Annotated in this window: 14 protein-coding genes; 7 read left to right on the forward strand and 7 right to left on the reverse strand. The window is 41.1% G+C overall.

Features of this window, described 5'->3' with window-relative positions:
- Positions 1–24: 24 nt before the first annotated feature.
- The 4 genes from G9Q97_RS15515 to G9Q97_RS15530 all read right to left on the reverse strand — a co-directional run bounded on the left by G9Q97_RS15515 (position 25) and on the right by G9Q97_RS15530 (position 4,171).
- Complete coding sequence (locus G9Q97_RS15515; RefSeq protein WP_166148396.1) at positions 25–1,011, reverse strand: FecR family protein; 987 nt, start codon at positions 1,009–1,011, stop codon at positions 25–27.
- 142 nt (positions 1,012–1,153) lie between these two features.
- Entirely contained in the window at positions 1,154–1,744 is a 591-nt protein-coding gene (locus G9Q97_RS15520) for an RNA polymerase sigma factor (protein WP_166148398.1), read from the reverse strand.
- A 130-nt stretch (positions 1,745–1,874) separates the two neighbouring features.
- Complete coding sequence (locus tag G9Q97_RS25295; protein ID WP_166148400.1) at positions 1,875–2,651, reverse strand: cupin domain-containing protein; 777 nt, start codon at positions 2,649–2,651, stop codon at positions 1,875–1,877.
- 350 nt (positions 2,652–3,001) lie between these two features.
- Positions 3,002–4,171 (reverse strand): glycosyltransferase family 2 protein, encoded by a 1,170-nt coding sequence (locus G9Q97_RS15530; protein ID WP_166148402.1) that lies wholly within the window; start codon positions 4,169–4,171, stop codon positions 3,002–3,004.
- 234 nt (positions 4,172–4,405) lie between these two features.
- Between G9Q97_RS15530 and G9Q97_RS15535 the strand changes: the two genes are divergently transcribed.
- Positions 4,406–8,503 (forward strand): response regulator, encoded by a 4,098-nt coding sequence (locus G9Q97_RS15535; protein WP_166148404.1) that lies wholly within the window; start codon positions 4,406–4,408, stop codon positions 8,501–8,503.
- A 17-nt stretch (positions 8,504–8,520) separates the two neighbouring features.
- Here the strand turns inward: G9Q97_RS15535 and G9Q97_RS15540 are convergent, their stop codons facing one another.
- Together G9Q97_RS15540 and G9Q97_RS15545 are read right to left on the reverse strand one after the other, a co-directional pair.
- Positions 8,521–9,219 (reverse strand): LytR/AlgR family response regulator transcription factor, encoded by a 699-nt coding sequence (locus tag G9Q97_RS15540; protein WP_166148405.1) that lies wholly within the window; start codon positions 9,217–9,219, stop codon positions 8,521–8,523.
- Positions 9,220–9,253: 34 nt separating this feature from the next.
- On the reverse strand, positions 9,254–9,910 hold the full coding sequence (locus G9Q97_RS15545; protein WP_166148407.1) for an acyltransferase: 657 nt from the start codon (positions 9,908–9,910) through the stop codon (positions 9,254–9,256).
- A 153-nt stretch (positions 9,911–10,063) separates the two neighbouring features.
- On the opposite strand from G9Q97_RS15545, the gene G9Q97_RS15550 reads away from it, so the two are divergent.
- The 6 genes from G9Q97_RS15550 to G9Q97_RS15575 are packed head-to-tail and all read left to right on the forward strand — an operon-like array spanning position 10,064 to position 17,789.
- Positions 10,064–10,840, forward strand: a complete 777-nt coding sequence (locus G9Q97_RS15550; protein ID WP_166148409.1) for a TolC family protein — start codon at positions 10,064–10,066, stop codon at positions 10,838–10,840.
- Positions 10,841–10,880: 40 nt separating this feature from the next.
- Positions 10,881–12,968 carry a GumC family protein gene (locus G9Q97_RS15555; RefSeq protein ID WP_317168767.1) on the forward strand — a complete coding sequence of 696 codons (2,088 nt, stop codon included), beginning with the start codon at positions 10,881–10,883 and terminating at the stop codon, positions 12,966–12,968.
- A 19-nt stretch (positions 12,969–12,987) separates the two neighbouring features.
- Positions 12,988–14,418, forward strand: coding sequence for an O-antigen ligase family protein (locus G9Q97_RS15560; RefSeq protein ID WP_166148412.1), 1,431 nt, complete (start codon positions 12,988–12,990; stop codon positions 14,416–14,418).
- Positions 14,411–15,325, forward strand: a complete 915-nt coding sequence (locus G9Q97_RS15565; RefSeq protein WP_166148414.1) for a glycosyltransferase family 2 protein — start codon at positions 14,411–14,413, stop codon at positions 15,323–15,325. Before G9Q97_RS15560 ends, G9Q97_RS15565 begins: the two co-directional genes overlap by 8 nt.
- A complete protein-coding gene (locus G9Q97_RS15570; RefSeq protein WP_166148415.1) occupies positions 15,322–16,455 on the forward strand; it encodes a glycosyltransferase family 4 protein in 1,134 nt (377 codons plus the stop codon). The genes G9Q97_RS15565 and G9Q97_RS15570 overlap by 4 nt, the downstream gene beginning before the upstream one ends.
- A complete protein-coding gene (locus G9Q97_RS15575) occupies positions 16,452–17,789 on the forward strand; it encodes an oligosaccharide flippase family protein (RefSeq protein WP_166148417.1) in 1,338 nt (445 codons plus the stop codon). Before G9Q97_RS15570 ends, G9Q97_RS15575 begins: the two co-directional genes overlap by 4 nt.
- Positions 17,790–17,791: 2 nt before the next feature.
- Here G9Q97_RS15575 and G9Q97_RS15580 read toward each other — a convergent pair whose 3' ends face one another.
- Positions 17,792–19,018, reverse strand: a complete 1,227-nt coding sequence (locus G9Q97_RS15580) for a glycosyltransferase (protein WP_317168768.1) — start codon at positions 19,016–19,018, stop codon at positions 17,792–17,794.
- Positions 19,019–19,108 lie beyond the last annotated feature (90 nt).

Genomic DNA, 19,108 nt, shown 5'->3' on the forward strand with positions numbered 1-19,108 from the left:
AGGTTTTGTCCTGCATTTTTTGTTTCATAGGCGATTCTTTTTGATGATGACTTCTTTATGGTTGATATTGAATTCGAAGCCCATAGAAAAACCCAATCCAGTTAGTACATCTGTCAGGTTTTTGTTTCGGAAAGCTCCAATCACTCTTCGGTTCAGATTTAGTCGGGGATCTATATTCATTTCCACCCCATACCATCTTTCCAAATCCTCCAGAATAAGTTTCAGGGGCTTTTTATCAAAAACCAGCCTTCCTTCTTTCCAGCCGGTAATTTTTTCCGCATCAAATTTTTCCACCCTTAGCCCGGAAATAGCTTTTGCCTTATCCATTCTGGCCAATTGCCCGGGTTCCAATTCCATTTTTGATTGAGGGCCATCCACAGCTACCCTTCCTTCAGTCAGGGCCACTGAAACCTGTCCGGAGCGAGCAAAAACATTGAAAGCGGTACCCAAAGCTGTGGTAACAATTCCATCTGTTTCCACCCGGAAAGGCCGCAATGAATCTTTGGCTATTTCAAAAAATGCTTCCCCTGATAAACGAACTATCCTTTCCTTAACTCCATATAAGGAAGAAAAATATACGGTAGAATTGGCATTCAAGGTGATCTTGCTGTCATCGGGGAGGGTAAGCCGGAGTTTTTCCCCTTCACCTGTACTTTTCTCAATAATCCTTTCTGAAAGTACAGGGTCTTGTTTCTTGTAATCCACCGCCTGTTTTATAAAAAAAGCACTTGCCAGAAATAAAAAGAGGCTAACGGCAATTTTACAATACCTTCCCCATGGCCAAAGCGGCCTGATTTTGGTTTCGGGAAAGATTTTTGAATGAATTTTCTCCAATAACAGTGGGTAATCCGTATTGTCTGCTGAATTTGATTCCACGTTTTTCCAGTGTTCACGGAGGAAACGATCAAAATTCTCCTTTGAATCATCCTGTTCCAGCCATTCCATTACCTGCCTGCGTTCCGCAGCATTGGCTGTTCCATTTAAAAATTTGATGAGTAATTCTTTTTCCACTGGGTTTATTGCGCTTTGGAAGTATAAAACACAAGTCTACCCATTTACTTAATGAAGGGTGTAAAATAATTAAATAAAATTTAAAAAATTATTATTGCCGAAAATTCAATATTAAATTTTATTATATAACCTTAATTCAATATTAAAAAAAATAAACACCTGTAAATATCAGCAAAGAAAAGGAGGGGTGATGCAATAATCCCTTTTTAAGGGATTTGGAGGCCAGGTAAAGGTGATGTTCTATGGTCCTTTTTGAAAGGTTCATCTGCAGTGCGATCTGATCACTGTTCAAACCTTTTAGTTTGTTCAATGTAAAGACTTCCTGTTGCACTTTCGGTAACCTGCCAATCATCTCCAGAGCCAACTCCTCCAATTCCTGATAGGCCAGGGTTGCCTCCGGGTCCTGGTCCACCAATATTTGTTCCGTTGTGGCGGTTTCCAGACAACACTCTTTTTTCCTGTCCCTGATATGGTTGTACATATAGAATTTTACGGATTGAAAAAGGTAACTTTTAAAGGATTTTGATGCATCCAGTTTCTTCCTCCTCTCCCAAATTCTTACAAAAATCTCCTGCACGGCTTCCTCCGCAAGGTGCTGGTCGGTAAAAAAAGTTAAAGAGAAGGACATGAGCTTTTTGGCATACCTGTGGTACAATTCGTCGAATGCCTTAACATCCCCCTGCCTGAGGCTGATAAGTAATGTTTCGTCCGTATATTTTTCCAGCAATCCCATGATCAAGAGCTATTTGGGTTTGATTAGGCAGTGGTTAAGCGGAGCAATTTGTAAAGATTTGTCTTCACAATATACCTTTTATTGTAATAAATAAAAAAATACCTTTCTCAAGTAGTAAACATACAAAGGTTTACTTTTCTGTTTTTTCTGTGATCCAACGGATAGCATAATACTCACAATTGCCCTTGCCAGCATTCCGGATTCCATGAGGGTCAAATGCAGCCAGATAAATCACAGAGCCAGCACCCAGTCTGTATGGAGTACCATTAATCATTTCCTCTACCTCCCCCTGCAAGACCAGTATGATCTCTTCATCAGCATGTACATGTGGGTCATGGCTTTTTTCCCCTTCTTTCAGGGTAGTAATGTGCATTTCAAGTTCTTTAAGGGTTTGGGTCGGTGCCTGCATGACAGCTCTCCTCCCACCTCTGGAATTTTCCCTATATTCCATTTCAGAATAATCAAAAAGCACTGGATTCGTACCTATAGGCGTCAACTCCTCATCAACTAATTCCGATTCCCATTCAATGATAAAAAATGAAGCCTTATTGTCATTCCCAACAGCTATCCTGAGGGGCATATGTGCAGGAATCCAGCCCACACTTCTTTGGCCCAGGGCAGTTTCTTCTTCAGCCATTTTTAACGAAAGGGCTCCATCACTGACCAGGACTAAACGCTCTTCGCCTGAATGCAGGTCCATGGTTTCCGAGCCCTGCAAAGAATAATGGATGATGCGGAAATTGTCGAGGGTTTCGGTGGGCCAATCCATCAGTTTCCTCTCTTCTACTGCTCCGTTTATGGATACAGGAAGCATTTCCCATTCAAATACCGCCGATGGATGTGGAAGATGCTGGGCATATCCCGCGTTTAATACCAATATAAAAATACAAAAGAATAATTTTTTCACAGTGGGTTCCGGGTTTATTTGGTCAATTGAAAGATTTGGGAAATTTAAAACTATTCGGGCTTTAAAACAATTTTATCTTCAACGCAGTAAATTTAGATTTTTCCTGGAATAAAATACAGAACGGGAATTGAAGCCTAATCAGGAGGCTTAAAGACTAACCTTTAAAATCCATACTATTTTAAAACCGGAGTTCGAGGGAATTTAGTAAAGAACCGTCATCGGTAGACCTAACATTTTAAAAAACGCAGAAATCGGGATGGGGAATTGGTTTGGCTATATCCTAGTGCCGATTAGGATCAAAACCTGATGGTTTTGTGAGATTATGGCAGAAAAGCAACAAAAAGGCTTGATCAGCTTTGCCTTCGTTTCGCTTTTTCCCAGGTACTTTTTTGAGCGCCCCTCAAAAACCGGATCAGCCCGGCAATTACAGCATAGTTCATGAGACAAAAATAAAAAGGAATAAAAAGCACCTTGACCTTGATTTTTTTATTCTCCAGAAGGTAACCCAAAAACGCTGCAAGATAAAACAAAACCTGCCCTGTCATCAACAACTGATAAACCCATCCCTGAGGCCAAAGCAGAAGGTTTAGGAAAAAAATCAGGACCAATAAAAAAGGCGTTATGGTCCATCTCAAAACCCTGTGAGATAGATATTGAAAAAACAATATGGGGTTCTTGAAGGGGGTAATCTTAAAGAGGAGTCTTTGCATGGACTGCCACCCACCAGCACTGATCCTTACTTTTCTTTTTAACTCCTCATTAATGGAGTCAGAGGCTGTCTCCATGGCATAGGCCTCAGGTTCATAAACGATTTTGTATCCTTTGGACGCAATCAACAAAGACTGCATGAAATCATCAAGGATGGTATCTTCAGGCAAAGGTTCATACAGGGAAGACCTGAAAGCTACCAATTCCCCGGCAGCTCCTACCGCAGAGTACAGTTGGGAATCCAGTTTTTTTAAAAAGGATTCGTACTTCCAGTACATGCCCTCACCTGCAGCGCTTGCTTCTTCCATCGCTTCCATCAGTACCCGTTTTTCGCCTGAGACACAGCCAACATTTTCGAATTGAAAATGTCTGACAATATTCCTGATTGCTATGGGATTCAGCAGGGTATTGGCATCTGTAAAAATCACAATGGGGGTTTCAATGATTTCCATGGACCTGTTTTCCGCGGCTGTTTTCCCTGCTCTACGGTCTTTATGCAATAATTTCACCTGGGGATAATCAGACAACACCTCCCTGAAAGTATCGGTAGATCCATCTGTAATAAAAAAAATTTCAAGCTTCTCGCGGGGATAATCCAGTGATAGAGAATTTTCAACTTTTGTCCTGATAATATCCGATTCATTAAAACAAGGAACGACCAGGCTTACATGTGGAAAAAAGTTTGGGTTTTCGGCCTCCTCAGAGGGAAGAAACAACTTTTTCAGTTTCACCAGGAGGTATAAAATTAACCCGTATCCAAAAAAAGTATAGGCAACAATGATGATTGCCAGCCAAAATACAATAACAGTCATATGATTAATTAGGTTACAAATTTGAATTTATAATTAAATTATCGAATTTGTAAACAAAAGTGGAATGCTTAGAAAGAAAATTTCGATTGTTTCAAGATTTTGGTTTTTTAAAAGCAATATTCATAATTAATTTACCGTCATATTTAAACATTTTGATCATTCCTTTTACAGGATGTTTGAAACAGGCTAATTTCGCACAAGAATCCATATGGGTAGTGAAAACTCTTTAAAAGCATGAAAAAATCTAATCAGATTGCTGATTTTTATCTAGGTCGGGGTTTACAAAACGAGAACTTTGAAAAAACAATACTTTTGGCGGAAAGATTGACCGGCTGTGAGCAGGTTTTTTTAGGTTTTTTTGACAAAGAAGGCATATGGATAAAATCATTTTCTGAGGGGATAAGAGAAACATACATTTCTGAAAAAGACACTTTGTATAATTTTTTAAATAGCAGCAAAGGTTTTCAGGAAATAAGGGATCTCCAAACCAACAAAGCATTGGCTCAAAGTGATTTTCTGGCAAAAGTCTCCCCGGCTACCTACCTGGCTTCAAAGCCGATAACCAGTGAAAAAGAAAATATTTTAGGGTTTTTGGTTGTAATGGGGTCAAAAGCACCTGAATCCGCTGACCTTCTGTCAGAAAACTTAGGTCTTTTGAACCTGCAAATCCGTGAGTACATAAATGCAAAAACTGAAAATTTTGAGGACCGGCTTTTAAGCAAAGCCCTGGGCATTTCCCTGGATTTGATTACGGTCATCAGGTTTGATGGAAAGTTTATTAAAGTCAATAAAGCATTCAAAACCTTGCTGGGCTATGGTGAGGAAGAGCTTTCGGAGAAGGCCATGTCAGATTACATACATCCCAAGGATGTGGAAGGCACTATGGTGGAGATCAACAAACTGATCAAAGGAGAAGCGACCACAAGTTTCAGGCACCGGTTAAAAACCCACAAAGGTGGCTATAAAACTTTTGCCTGGACGGCTACAGGTGACTTAAAAAACAAATGGATTTTCGCTATCGGCAGGGATATCAGTGAAGAACAGGAAAAAGAAGAAAAGCTACTTTCCAGCGAAGAAAAATTCCGGTCTTTTTTTGAAAACAGCCAGGGTTTGATGCTGACTCATGATCTCAAGGGGAATTTTTTGAGCTTTAATAACTATGGAGCAAGGTTGTTGGGGTACAGTGTCGAGGAGATGCTGTCGAAAAAATTATGGGACATTATCCCAAAAAGGTACCATCCCGAAATTGACAGCTACTTCAAAGAACTGCTTCAAGATGGAAAAGCCCAGGGCCTGATGACCACCAGGCAGACCAATGGAAGCTTGAAGGTCTGGTTGTACAGCAACACCCTTGAAAAAGATTATCAGGGTAATAGTTACGTTATCGGAAATTCCATAGATATTACCGAAAGACTCAGGTTGGAAAGAAGCATACAGAATGCCAAAGAATTGCTCAGCCAAACTCATAGGATGGCAAAAATTGGGGGTTGGAAATACGACACCGACAAAAACTTTTTAAGTTGGACAGATATAACCAAAACCATTTTTGAGGTTGATGCAGATTTTAATCCAAAACTGGAAGATGCGTTTGGGTTTTACAAGGAAGGTTTTTACCGGGATAGAATGCAAGAACTTTTTGGGCTTGCAAAGGATTATGGAAAAGCCTGGGATGAAAAATTAAAAATCATCACCGCAAAAGGCAAAGAATTATGGGTGAGGACCATCGGTGAAGCCCACATAGAAGAAGGTAAATGCCTCTACCTTTTTGGAACAATTCAGGACATTCATGACACGGTGAACAGGGAAAACCAGTTGATCCAAAAAGAACAGATGCTTTTGGCGATCTCCAGAGCCACTGATGAGTTGCTTTCGAATAGAAATTTATATGAAGCCATTTCCAATAGTCTGGAATTGATCGGAAAAGCTGCGGATGTAGACAGGGTCTATTATTGGGAAAACAGCTTTGCTGAAGACGGCTCAGTGCTCACCTCCCAAAGATTTGAGTGGAGTTCTGATGAAGTGCAGCCCCAAATCAATAACCCAGACTTACAAAACGTGCCCATCAATTTTTTCGGGGAATTTGTCGCACCCATGGAGAACAATGAAATTTTCTTTGCCATTTTATCCAAAATGCCGGAAGATTCCTCCACCCGTGAATTTCTGGCAAATCAGAATATCAAATCCATACTTTCCATACCCATATTTACCAAAGACGGATTTTGGGGTTTCATCGGATATGACGATTGCAAGTTGGAAAGGGAATGGTCGCAAGCTGAAATTTCTTTATTAAAAAGTTTTGCCAACAGCATCTCCAATGCAATCGACAGAAACATTCTTGAAAAAAACCTTATAGAATCGAAGGAAATGGCTGAAAAAGCCAGTCTCGCAAAATCAGAGTTTTTGGCCAACATGAGTCATGAGATCAGGACTCCGCTTAATGGCATCATTGGATTTACAGACCTTTTGTTGAAAACAGACCTGACTGAGGTTCAAAACCAATACATTGATATCGTTAACCAATCTGCCAATACTTTGTTGAATATCATCAATGACATCCTGGACTTCTCTAAAATTGAGGCGGGAAAACTGGAATTGGATATCAACAAAGCAGACATTTTCGTATTGGCGGGGCAGGCAACTGATGTTGTTTCTTACCAGGCCCAGAATAAGGGTGTCGAAATGTTGCTTAATCTGGAAAAAGACCTGCCCAGATTTATATTTATAGATGATGTACGGCTAAAACAAATTCTTATCAACCTACTTGGGAATGCCGTAAAATTCACCAATGAGGGAGAAATCGAATTAAAAATACAAACCATTTCCGTTCAAAATGAAAAAGAGCGACTGGTAAGATTTGAAGTCAGGGATACGGGTATAGGGATATCTGAGGAAAACCAAAAAAGGATTTTTGAAGCATTTGCACAAGAAGACGGATCTACCACTAAAAAATATGGTGGTACCGGTTTGGGCCTGACCATTTCCAATAAACTTTTGGCCATGATGGGTTCAGAATTAAAACTGGAAAGTAAATTGGATGAGGGCAGTAAATTCTATTTTGACATCAACCTCAAAACAGAAAATGGAAGTAATCTTAAAAAATCAGATACCAGTTTTATCCAAAAAGTTTTAGTGGTAGATGACAATGAAAATAACCGATTGATCCTGAAGGAAATGTTTTCTCTGAAAAAAATTCATATGGAGGAAGCAGTGAATGGTTTTGACGCACTTCAAAAAATAGAGAACAATGGTGATTTTGATGCGGTATTAATGGATCTTAACATGCCTTATATGGATGGTTTGGAAACGACAAAAAAAATAAGGGAAAATTTCCCGGAAAACAAGGCTGCCACTCCCGTTATGCTCTTACACAGTTCGGCTGATGACGATTACATCTATACAAAATGTAAAGCACTTGGTATCGATATCAAACTATCCAAACCTATAAAAATAAATGCGCTTTACGAAGCGCTGGCTCAACTCAACCCTAGAAAAAAGACTTTCACTAAAGATTCATCTCCCGCCCATCAGGAAAAGCCCTTAAACAGCAAACTGACAGTACTTATTGCAGAAGACAACGCCATCAACATGTTTTTGGCCAAAACCATTGTACTTAAAGTGTCTCCCAATACTAAAATCTTAGAAGCCATTGATGGAAAAACAGCAGTTGAAATGGCCCAATCCTTCCTGCCTGATATCATCTTAATGGACATCCAAATGCCGGTCATGAGTGGGCATGAAGCAACCAAAAAAATCAAAGCTTCACCAGAACTTAGTCACATACCCATTGTCGCCATCACCGCAGGGAATATTAAGGGAGAAAGGGAAAAATGTATGGAATCGGGAATGGTCGATTTTGTAGCCAAACCCATTGTGGAAAAAAACATTATCCAGATATTTGAAAAATGGTTAAATCCTGTTCATTCGTTACAGGCACCTGACAATAAATCCGCTGCTAAGGCTGAACAAAAAAATACATCAACAACGACTAAAAACCCAAAAAATCATTTTAATGTTGAAAAAGTCATCGAATACCTTGGAGACGAGCCCTTGGTTATCAAAGACGTGTTGAAATTGACACTAAAGGAGCTGGACCATTCAAAAAATTTATTGATCAAACACTTTAATGACCAAAACTTACCGGGATTAAACAGCGAAGGACACAAATTGAAGGGATCGGCCCTGACAGCAGGATTAAATCAATTGTATGAAATGGCAGTAACCTTCGAAGAGCTGGATTCTTTTGAATCCGGCGGATTAAAGAAGTTGTTCGAGGATTTTTCGAAAGAAATTGAAACGGTAAAAGAATTGATCAATCAGTACATCAAGGATTAGATAAGGGGAATTAAAAATTACAGGAAATTAACGCTGTTTTTTAGTTGTTCTTTATATTTGGCACCGATTGGGATGATTTTGCCGTCCACCACAGCCGTATCGCTATCAAAATCAGTTAAATAATGCAGGTTGATTACGTAGGAGCGGTGCACTTGTACAAATTCCGGATTACCAGATAACTTGTCCAGGAAGTTGGAAATGGTAGATTTGATGGTATAGGTTTGTGATTTACACTTCAGGCTGATATAATCCCCTTTTCCCTCGCAGAAGCTTATTTCTGCAAAAAGAATTTTTTTATACAACCGATCATCCTTTACAAAAATAAAGTCTTTTGAATAGGCATTGGGGTCTATCCTCGCCTCTGCTTCCTTACATTTATCTATACCTTTAAGAAATTGGGCATAGGCAAAAGGCTTTTGTAAATAGAAACAGGCATTGGTTTCAAAAGCGGATATGGCATTCTCATGATTTGCCGATATTACGATCAAAGCACCATCATATTGACTGTGCTTAAGAATCTCAAAACCATTCATTTCAGGCATTTCAATATCCAGAAAAATCAGATCAATATTGCCTTTGTTTTCCACAAGAAAATTCAACCCCTCAATAGAGTCCGTAAACTTCGCCTGAAGATCCAAAGATTTGGTCTTGGATATATAATGAGAAAGCACCTCGATGCTGGCAGCATCATCATCTATGATTACACAACGGATCATTTCATATTCAGGTTTAATGGTTCAATTAAGTGATTCAATCAGTCAGAATGGTTTGATTTTGATGTAATTTCCGGATCACTTTAGCAGGGACTCCCCCGACCAAGGTGTGAGGAGCGACATCTTTGGTTACTACTGCCCCTGCAGCAACTGTTGATCCTTTACCTATCCGCACTCCTTTCAGCACCATAGACCTGGTTGCCAGCCACACATCGTCTTCAATGACAATAGCTGCAGACTTGCCTTCGGCAGACCTGTCATCTACCCCATGAAAATCTCCGTCCATGATAATCACCTGATTGGCTATCTGACAATTTTTCCCAATAGTAATATGTTTGCTTGCTGAAACAATACAGGCAGTATTTACAAATGTGCCCTCCCCAATTTCAAGCAAGGCACCACTATCCGCAAATAACTGGGTAGTCCCCATATGTGACCAAAGTTTGCAATAATTTCCAATCCTGATTTTGCCAGCGCCTTCCACTCTCAAACCTCCTCTGACAGTTACCCATTTGCCCACTTTCTCACAGTTCCGAAGCCTGAATTTGGCATTCAGAAGTCTCCACAAACCTTGTAATAAGTCCTTTGCAAGCAGGCTGTAAAGGTTAAGTATTTCGCCAAAACCTCTGGCTTCCCTGCCAAAAACCGATTGGCTTTTTTGATTCAATTTTCCTGCAACAGTATGCTTAATCATCAACCTTCTAAATAATTAATGAATATATAAGCTGAAAATTTAAATTCAAAAAAAAAGGATAAATTAAAAATTTTGTTACTTTTATTTTAAAAATAGAGCTAAAACAGTAAATTATTTTACATGAACCTATTTTTGTCATTGATATATAAATAAATGAAATTTGTGCTGAAAAAATCAACATTCTACTCCCGCCTGATATTCGTTTTGGTCGTAATGATTTTTTTAACTGATAAAAATGTTCGGGCGCAAGAAGAAGTCAATACCCTTGAAGGCATCGAATTGAATAGTCCGCTGGAAAATCAACTTTATAGTTTAGACAGCCTTATCGGTATAGCCATATCCAATCACCCAACCATCAAACTAAATGAAGCACTTATTGGGTCGGCGGAAGAAAGGGTGAAACTGGCGCAAAAATCATGGACGGATTTATTCCGTGTTTATATCGACTATGGATATGGCAATCAGGCCATCCTGACGACCGGATCGCAGGGAGGGGACTTGACCAACATCGCAAACGGATACAGGGCAGGGGCCAATCTTAGTATTCCCTTGTCCGAAATTTTCAATAGGGGAAACCGGATCAAACTTCAACAAAATGAAATGGAGGCCACTTTTTTCAAAACCCGAGAGATGGAATTGGTCATTGCCGAACAGGTCGTGGAAGAATACAACAATCTGCTACTGGCACACCGACTGATGCAAATCAGGTATCAAATGCAGGAAAAAGCCAGGACCAACCTGCAACAGATGGAGATGGAGTTTAATTCGGGAAATCTGGATGCCTCCAGCTACATGAGAAATGCAGAAATCCATACCGTTGCACAATCTGAATACGAAAATGCAAGGAGGGATTTTTTTGTCGCCACCAAAAAACTCGAAATATTAATCGGACTCCCCTTAGCTAATATCATCCTTAGAAATGACAATTAAACAATTCATTCTTTTAACTTGGAAAAACAAATTCTTTATTGTGTTGCCACCTATTCTTGCAGCAGTGGGGATCTTCCTTTTGACCAGCAATATGCCCAGAGAATATGAAAGCAAAACAATCGTGTTTACCAACCCAAGTTCCAATCAGGGTGCCACAGATGGTGGGGTGGTAAGGATGGATTTTTACACTTCAAACAATTTATTTGACAACCTTACACTTTTGGTCAAGTCGAGGCAAACTGTAGAAGAAGCCTCCCTTCGGCTGATGGCCCAACACCTTTCCCTTTCGGGTCCGGAGGAATCGATTATCAGTAGGGGTCCCTATTCCGAACTAAAATCTCATTTCTCCGAAAGAATGTGGGAGGATTTAGCAGTACCTGGTGATGAAAAGGAAACATACGCAAATGTAAAAAATCATTATTTAAGTTTCGAAGATTCACCCATTGAATACCTGTTGAGGGAACACGACCATTACGCCATCAGCAAAATCATTGAGCGCTTGTATGTAAGCAGAAAATCCTCCAGCGACATGATGGAAATCGCATACAGAACCAATGATCCCGGTATTTGTTACCATACGCTCCGGCTAGTGACCGATGCTTTTACGAGCAGGTATTCGGACATGAAAGAAATGGAAAACATCAATTCCATCACCTACTTTCAAAATCAACTGGTGATTGCGCAGAACAAATTGAGAGCGGCGGAGGAAAACCTCAAATCCTTCATGACCCAAAACCGGATATTGAATTATTATGAACAGGGCAAATACCTGGATATCGCCAAATTAGAGCATGAGCAAGACGAAGAAAGATCCAAACGTCTGCTTTCAGGCACTGAGGCCAATCTGAATGAAATCGAAAATATGTTTGAGAATTTCGAAAAAAGGCAGGTAATCATTCAACGGATAGGTACCCTTCAGGATCGCATTGTTTCTAAAAACATGGAGATTCAGGGTCTTGCAGCCCAGAATGCAGGATCCCCCCGAATAGATATGCTGGAAGAAGAAATCGAAAACCTAAAAAACCAAATCGATGAAGCCTCCTCCGAATTGTTTCAAAATAGCAATACCCAAAACGGACTACAGCGGGAGACCATCCTTGAAGAATGGCTTCGGTTAAAGATTTTATTTGAGGAGCAGAAACAAGCCCTGGATGTCATGCAAAACAGGAAATTATACCTGTCCGAAAAGATTGAGGAATTTGCACCGCTGGGAGCGGAATTGAAGAAATTGGAAAGAGAGGTCAGTGTAAACGAGGAGCAGTATCTATCCATTCTTCACGGGCTGAATATGGCCTATTTAAAAAAATATGACCTGGAAATGTCCTCCTCTCAAAGGTTGATCGATGAACCATTTTTCCCAAAAACCCCCCTGCCTTCAAAAAGAGCATTATTGACGCTGGGTGGGGGAATGGCCACTGGTTTTATCATGTTCTCCCTGGTTTTGCTTACTTTTTTTCTGGACAATACCATAAAATCTGGTCCAAATGCAGAAAAAATGACTGGATTAAAGGTGGCCGGCGCCTGGCTCGACGAAAACCGAATAGAAAATACAGTCGACCAACACAAATTGGCCCAAAAAGAAATCATTCAATTTCACAATAACCTGAACAAATACCTTCCCAAAACGGGAAAAAAAATCATTTTGTTTTACAGTTTAAAACCCGCAGAAGGCAAAACGTATTTGATTAAAAAGTTGGTGCAGGACCTTGAGAAGCAAAACAGGGAGGTGATGTATTGGGGCATGAAAGAGGATACCGGGAAGATGCCCTGTGCCAGCATGGCTTACCCGGGTTTAACGAGCATTCAGGGCAATTTTGAGCAGTATTGGTCAAACAAAATTTCCCAAACTGAGGAGGAGTTCATATTATGGGAATTGCCCAATATTTCAGAAGCACCCCTCAACTACTCCCTGATCAATCAGGCGAATGCCCTGGTGATGGTATTGGATGCCGAGCGCAAATGGAATCAGGCAGATCTTCATTTACTCAATAATTTAAAGGAAATGGTAGAAGTACCCCACCTGATCTGGCTCAATAAAATGAAAAGTGATGAATTGGAAGACATTATCGGAGAAATACCCAAGAAAAGATCATTCATACGCTCAAAAGTAAAAAAACTGCTTTCCTGATAAACTCAAGGATCATTACATGGATTATTCCCGTTACCCTATAGGCATACCCCTCACAGGACTCGTCCTTGCCCTGCTGATCAGCCTTATTGTGGCCTATACAGGGATTTTGGGAGTTGGTGCACTGACCATACTGCCTTTTGCAGCCCTGCTGTTTCTTTTCATGTTGAGTCACCCCAACAAAGCTCTTATCGTTGCCCTGGTATTTGCTTTTGTTTCCATTGGAGCCAGCCGGTATATACCCAGCCTGCCTTTGGGCCTTTCGGTGGATTTTGCGTTGGTAGCCGTAATATTAAGTGCCTTGTTTCATACAAAAGTAAAAACAGACTTTCGCTACCTGAAAAACAGCCTTTTTGGCGTCACGCTGCTGTGGATGATGTATAACATAGCGGAGCTTTTCAACCCTGAGGCCAGAAGTGTTACTGCCTGGGTCTATGCTGTACGGGGAACGGCTTTGTACATGTTGCTTACAGTCCCCCTCACACTACTTTATGCGCATAAAAGAAAAGACCTGGACCGGCTGATCAAAATCATACTATTGTTTTCCATACTCGCTTCATTCTGGGGCCTCAGACAATACTACATAGGTTTGGATGGAGCAGAAAATCGCTGGCTGGATGCAGGTTCAAGATCCACCCATGTCCTTTTTGGGAACCTCAGGGTTTTTAGTTTCTTTTCGGACGCAGGCCAGTTCGGTGCAGGCATTGCTCATTCGGGAATGATTGCCCTTGTTTTGGCACTGGGACCTTTTACGCTGAAAAAGCGCATTTTCTTTGCCCTTTGTGCGCTGTTGTTTTTTTATCTAATGATCATGAGTGGCACCAGAGGAGCTTTAATGGTCCCGGTGGCAGGTACGCTGGCTTACCTTTTTGCATCAAAAAACTTTAAGTTAATGACCCTTGGTCTGGCTAGCCTCGCAATAGTCTTTGTATTTTTAAAATTCACTTCCATAGGTAATGATGTTTACCAAATAAGGAGATTAAGGTCTGCTTTGGACCCAAATGATGCTTCACTCAATGTAAGATTAGCCAACAAGGCGAAATTTTCCGAATACCTGAAAACCAGGCCATTTGGAGGTGGAATAGGTACTTCTGGTTTTTGGGGGCAAAGATTCAGTCCTGGTACTTTTCTGGCAGAAACCCCCAATGACAGCTGGTTCATTAAAATCTGGGCAGAAATGGGAGTCGTTGGGCTTTCACTACATGTATCCATACTCGCATTCATCGCATTAATGGCTTTATTTAAAATCTGGAAGGTTGAAAACCCCCAACTCAAACAAAAATTGCTGGGATTGTTTGCCGGCTATGTGGGGATTGCAGCTGCATCTATCGGAAATCCTTTACTGGGACAAATGCCTACCGGTTTGATACTTTACATGTCCTGGGCCTATTTTTTCCTGGCAGAGGATCTTGATAAGGAAAACAACAAAGAAATAATGAATAATGAATAAACCGTTAATTTCTGTCATCACCATTAACTTCAATGGCCTGGTACACACCCTGGATTTTTTGGCTTCATTTCAAAAAGTGAGCTATCCCAATGTAGAAATCATAGTGGTGGACAATGCTTCAACTGAAGATCCTGAGGAAATACATACAAAATTCCCAAATACCATTCTGGTAAAAAACCCAGTTAACGAGGGATTCGCCGGAGGAAATAACCGGGGAATGGAGAATGCAAAAGGAGACTATTTCTTTCTGATTAACAATGACACTGAGGTCGCCCCGGACATCCTGGATGTGCTTTTACAACGTATTCAGCAAGAAGAAAATGCCGGATTGGTCTGTCCTAAAATCCTTTATCATGACGCCCCGGACACCATTCAATATGCCGGTTTCTCTGCCATAAACCCCATTACAGGGCGTGGCAAGGGCAAGGGTTACCAGGAAAAAGATACAGGGCAATACCAAAAAGCGGAAATCACCCAGCTGGCTCATGGAGCAGCCATGTTTATCCCTAAAAGGGTGGTACTTGACATAGGCATGATGGCCGAACTCTATTTTCTTTATTACGAAGAAATGGACTATTGTGAGCGCATAAAAAATGCCGGGTATGAGATTTGGTACGAACCCGGGAGTTTTATTTTGCACAAGGAATCCATGAGCGTGGGTAAAAACTCCTTGCTAAAAACTTACTACATGAGTCGGAACAGGTGGTTGTTTTTGAGAAGAAATGTAAACTGGCCCTTGTTTTTTTTTACAGCAGCTTATTACCTGCTGGTTGCCCTGCCAAAAAACCTGCTGGTTTTTGCCCTGCAGGCAGAGTGGTCTCATTTTAAAAAATATTTCAAAGGTTTTTCAGACGGGTTGTTCATGAAGCATATCCGGGAAGACCCCGCACTTAAGCATCAGTCATGAGAATAGGTATAGAAGCACAACGGATTTTCAGAAAAAAAAGGCATGGGATGGACATGGTAGCCATTGCACTCATTCGAAATCTGCAAAAAATGGATACCAGCAACCAATACTTTATTTTTGTCAATGAAGTGGAGGATACTTCCCCGATCAGTCCCACGGAAAATTTCACCATAGTACCCCTTACACCTTCTCCCTACCCTGTCTGGGAACAATATCATTTGGCAAGAGCAGTGAAAACCTATCAGCTGGACCTTCTCCATTGTACCAGCAACACTGCACCTATTTCCTGCAAGGCTAAACTGGTCATCACTTTACATGATATCATCTATCTCGAAAAATTGAATTTTAGAGAAGGTTCCTGGTACCAAAGAATGGGCAACCTTTACCGCCGCTGGAACGTGCCAAAAGTCGTGAAAAAAGCCTCTTGCTTGTTTACTGTTTCACGCTACGAACAAGAGCGGATCGTAAGGCAATTTGGCATGCAGCCAGAAAAGGTCAAAGTGGTATACAACGGAGTGGCCGGACATTTCAAAAGAGAAAGCCCCGAAAAAAGAAAGGTAATCCAAAAGAAGTATGGATTGCCGGATACATTTATGTTGTTCCTGGGCAATACAGATCCCAAAAAAAACCTCAAAGGAGTATTGAAAAGCCTCGCCTTGCTGGAGGAAAAAAAAGTTGATTTTCCTGATTTGGTCATGCCTGATTTTGGAAAAGATGTTTTGATATTGATGCTAAAGGCCATAAACTCCCCTCAGCTGATCCATAAAATCCACCTGACGGGCTATATACCCAATGAAGATCTTCCTTCCATTTATAGCCAGGCGTTGCTCTTCTTATACCCTTCCCTCAGGGAAAGTTTTGGCTTGCCCATACTGGAAGCCATGGCTTGTGGCTGTCCGGTCATCACTTCCAACACCTCCTCTATGCCTGAAGTAGCCGGAGAGGCCGCTTTGCTGATTGATCCCTTTGATCCGGAAAGTTTGAGCAAAGGAATAGCATCCCTGCTTGAAAACCGGGAAAAAAGGCAAAAACTTATAGAAAGGGGATATAAGAGACCACAATTATTTGACTACCAAAAGGGTGCGAAAGAAACCCTGCTCAGCTATACCCAAATCCTGAAACAGGAATGAAGGATAAAAAATATTGGCTCAGCAGTGGATTTTATACCATGATGCACAGGGGCGTGGATTTTTTGCTTGGCTTCATTGGTTTCATGTTATTGGTTAGGATCATTTCTCCGGAAGATTTCGGGGTTTGGGTTTTGCTTACCACCATTGTATCCATCATTGATATGGCCAGGAACGGCTTTATTCAAAATGGTTTGATCAAATATTTTGTTGGAAAAAACCCAGGCGTTCAGGCCAAAATCCAAACAGCAGCCATTTGGTTGAATACCTCACTTAGCATATTGATTTTTTTAATTATCTGGCTGCTTGCTTCCCCTTTGGCAAAGCTATTGAATGCTCCGGATTTGGCAGAAATCCTTATCATTTATTCCTGGGTGATTCCCGTATTGGTATTTCACACCCATAACCTGGTGCTGATGCAGGCCAGTTATGATTTCAAAGCTTACTTCTTTGCAGGAATCAGCAAAAGTTTGCCCTTTTTTCTGGTAATTCTATTGGCTTACATGAACTTCTTTGAACTAAGCCTCAAGTCTCTGGCCTGGTACCAAAATGGAGCCTTTTTACTGGCCTCTCTGATGTCTGCCTATCAGGTACGAAAATATTTCAGCCTCCGGTCGAAGGTCCGTCCCTATTGGCTGATCAAGTTATTTCACTTCGGGAAATACGTTTTTGGTACCAACCTCGTTTCCATGCTTACCAACAGCCTGGATAAATTTTTGCTCGGAGCCCTTCTTTCTCCTGTTCAGGTGGCCATGGCCAATACGGCTGGCCGGGTGATGAACATGGTTGAAATCCCCGTGAATTCCATTGCCTCCATCAGCTATCCCAAAGCGGCAGAAGCTCACGACAAAAAGGATTCGGAGGAGGTTGGTCGGCTCTATGAAAAAACTTTAGGGATGATGTTGGCCCTTACGGTACCATTTTGGCTATTTTGTCTTGTATTTGCGCATTATATCATATTATTTATCGCAGGGGAATCCTATTTGAACGCAGTCCCATTTTTAAGGATCATGGTATTCCTGGCCCTGATCAAACCCTTCGACAGGCAGTCCGGAGTATTTCTGGACGCCATAGGCAAGCCCTTCTACAATATGATCATGGTTTTTGGTACCTTCGTTTACGGGGTAGGTTTAAGCTGGTTATTTATCCAATGGACCGGCTTGCAGGGAGCAGCATATGGATTGGTAATCTCCATTTTTATCACTGTTTTAATCAAAAACTTCATACTTTCAAGATACATCGATATCCATATTTGGGCTTGCTGGGCACAGGCTGCAAAAAATTATCTCAGGGCATTTGAAGAGGCGAAGAAAAGGATCGGTAAAAAGCTGCATTAATATCATTCCCATCTCTTTTTAAGGTGATGAAACTCACCTTTGCGCTTGGCCCATAAAGGCTCAATATCAATGACCTCGTTATGCGAAGTAGCCATAAAATCTTTATTAGCCTTCCGGATATGCAGCATTCCGGACAATTGTCCCCATACAAACAAGGGAATTTTTGGAATGGCTTTCAAAACTTTTCCAGGGGTCCTGTTAAAAGTCAGGATTGTTAAAAAGCCCAAAACAAATAAAAACAAACTGCCTGTAACAAGAAAAAAGTAGGGCCATTTCAACCATAAGGCAAAAATCGCCAGCACAAGACCAGCCCCAACCAGCATGACCATTGGAGGCATGGAGACCATCAGGGCAAAATATAGCAAATTCCAATCCCACTTGGTGATTCCCTTCAGTAAAAGCCTCAATGATACCGGAACCTGAGCAAAATAGCTATTGAGCCAGCGCCCCCTTTGCCTACCAATCTGTTGGGCAGCTGTGACCTTTTCATCAAAAATAATGGCGGCTGCCGCATAGGCTATTCTATGGCCATTATCTACCAATTGAAGTTGCAGTGATTTGTCCTCTGCCACTACTACTCCCTTCTCTTTCAATACCTGCAACTCACGGGATATATTGTCCCGGTAAACTTCCCTCTCCAGAGACATGCCGGAGCCGGCAATGGTGGAAGAAGAACCGAGTAAATAGGGTACATTTCTAACTGCAAAATCGTAATAATACTCGCCCAATGCATCCAGTGCGGCATAGGTTCCCTTAATATTTTTGGCAATTCTCTTTCCCTGAACCGCCTTAAACCCCATGGCATGATACTGGTTGATCACACTTAAAAAATGAGCAGGAACCAGGTTATCCGGATCGAAGACCACTACATGGGTATGATTTGCCTTCATTGAATTCAGGGCCAGGTCCAAAGAAGCCACCTTGCTGTGTAAAAAAATTTCGGGTTGCAGGATGCTTAATCTTTCATCTGAAACAGGAACCTCCAATGGATCCATGATCCCATCGGCTACCAGATAAATGTGAAAATCAGGGTAATCCTGTTTCAACAGGGAACGGACCAGGGGCCAGGCGATTTCACCCTCTTTGTATAGGGTTATCACACAAGCAAAATTTGCGGAAAAACCGGGGTCAGGATCCATCTTTTCTTTCCTGAAAACTGCCGCCATGGCACTGATCAGGGGAAACAGGAGATAAAAACAGCATATCCAGGTAATTATTTCAAACAGCACCAAAGCATCAAAAATTAATGGTTATTTTTATCCTAAATTTAAGGTTTCCAATGTGGAATCCTTTTAAAAATCTAAGAAAAAACAGCTTGA

Source organism: Cyclobacterium plantarum (assembly GCF_011290685.1).
Taxonomy (GTDB): Bacteria; Bacteroidota; Bacteroidia; order Cytophagales; family Cyclobacteriaceae; genus Cyclobacterium; species Cyclobacterium plantarum.

Excerpts from the sequence above, each read along its gene's own strand:
- G9Q97_RS15520 (WP_166148398.1), bottom strand. The coding sequence starts at position 1,744 with ATGGGATTGCTGGAAAAATATACGGACGAAACATTACTTATCAGCCTC.
- G9Q97_RS15530 (WP_166148402.1), bottom strand. The coding sequence starts at position 4,171 with ATGACTGTTATTGTATTTTGGCTGGCAATCATCATTGTTGCCTATACT.
- G9Q97_RS15535 (WP_166148404.1), top strand. The coding sequence starts at position 4,406 with ATGAAAAAATCTAATCAGATTGCTGATTTTTATCTAGGTCGGGGTTTA.
- G9Q97_RS15540 (WP_166148405.1), bottom strand. The coding sequence starts at position 9,219 with ATGATCCGTTGTGTAATCATAGATGATGATGCTGCCAGCATCGAGGTG.
- G9Q97_RS15545 (WP_166148407.1), bottom strand. The coding sequence starts at position 9,910 with ATGATTAAGCATACTGTTGCAGGAAAATTGAATCAAAAAAGCCAATCG.
- G9Q97_RS15550 (WP_166148409.1), top strand. The coding sequence starts at position 10,064 with ATGAAATTTGTGCTGAAAAAATCAACATTCTACTCCCGCCTGATATTC.
- G9Q97_RS15560 (WP_166148412.1), top strand. The coding sequence starts at position 12,988 with ATGGATTATTCCCGTTACCCTATAGGCATACCCCTCACAGGACTCGTC.
- G9Q97_RS15565 (WP_166148414.1), top strand. The coding sequence starts at position 14,411 with ATGAATAAACCGTTAATTTCTGTCATCACCATTAACTTCAATGGCCTG.
- G9Q97_RS15570 (WP_166148415.1), top strand. The coding sequence starts at position 15,322 with ATGAGAATAGGTATAGAAGCACAACGGATTTTCAGAAAAAAAAGGCAT.
- G9Q97_RS15575 (WP_166148417.1), top strand. The coding sequence starts at position 16,452 with ATGAAGGATAAAAAATATTGGCTCAGCAGTGGATTTTATACCATGATG.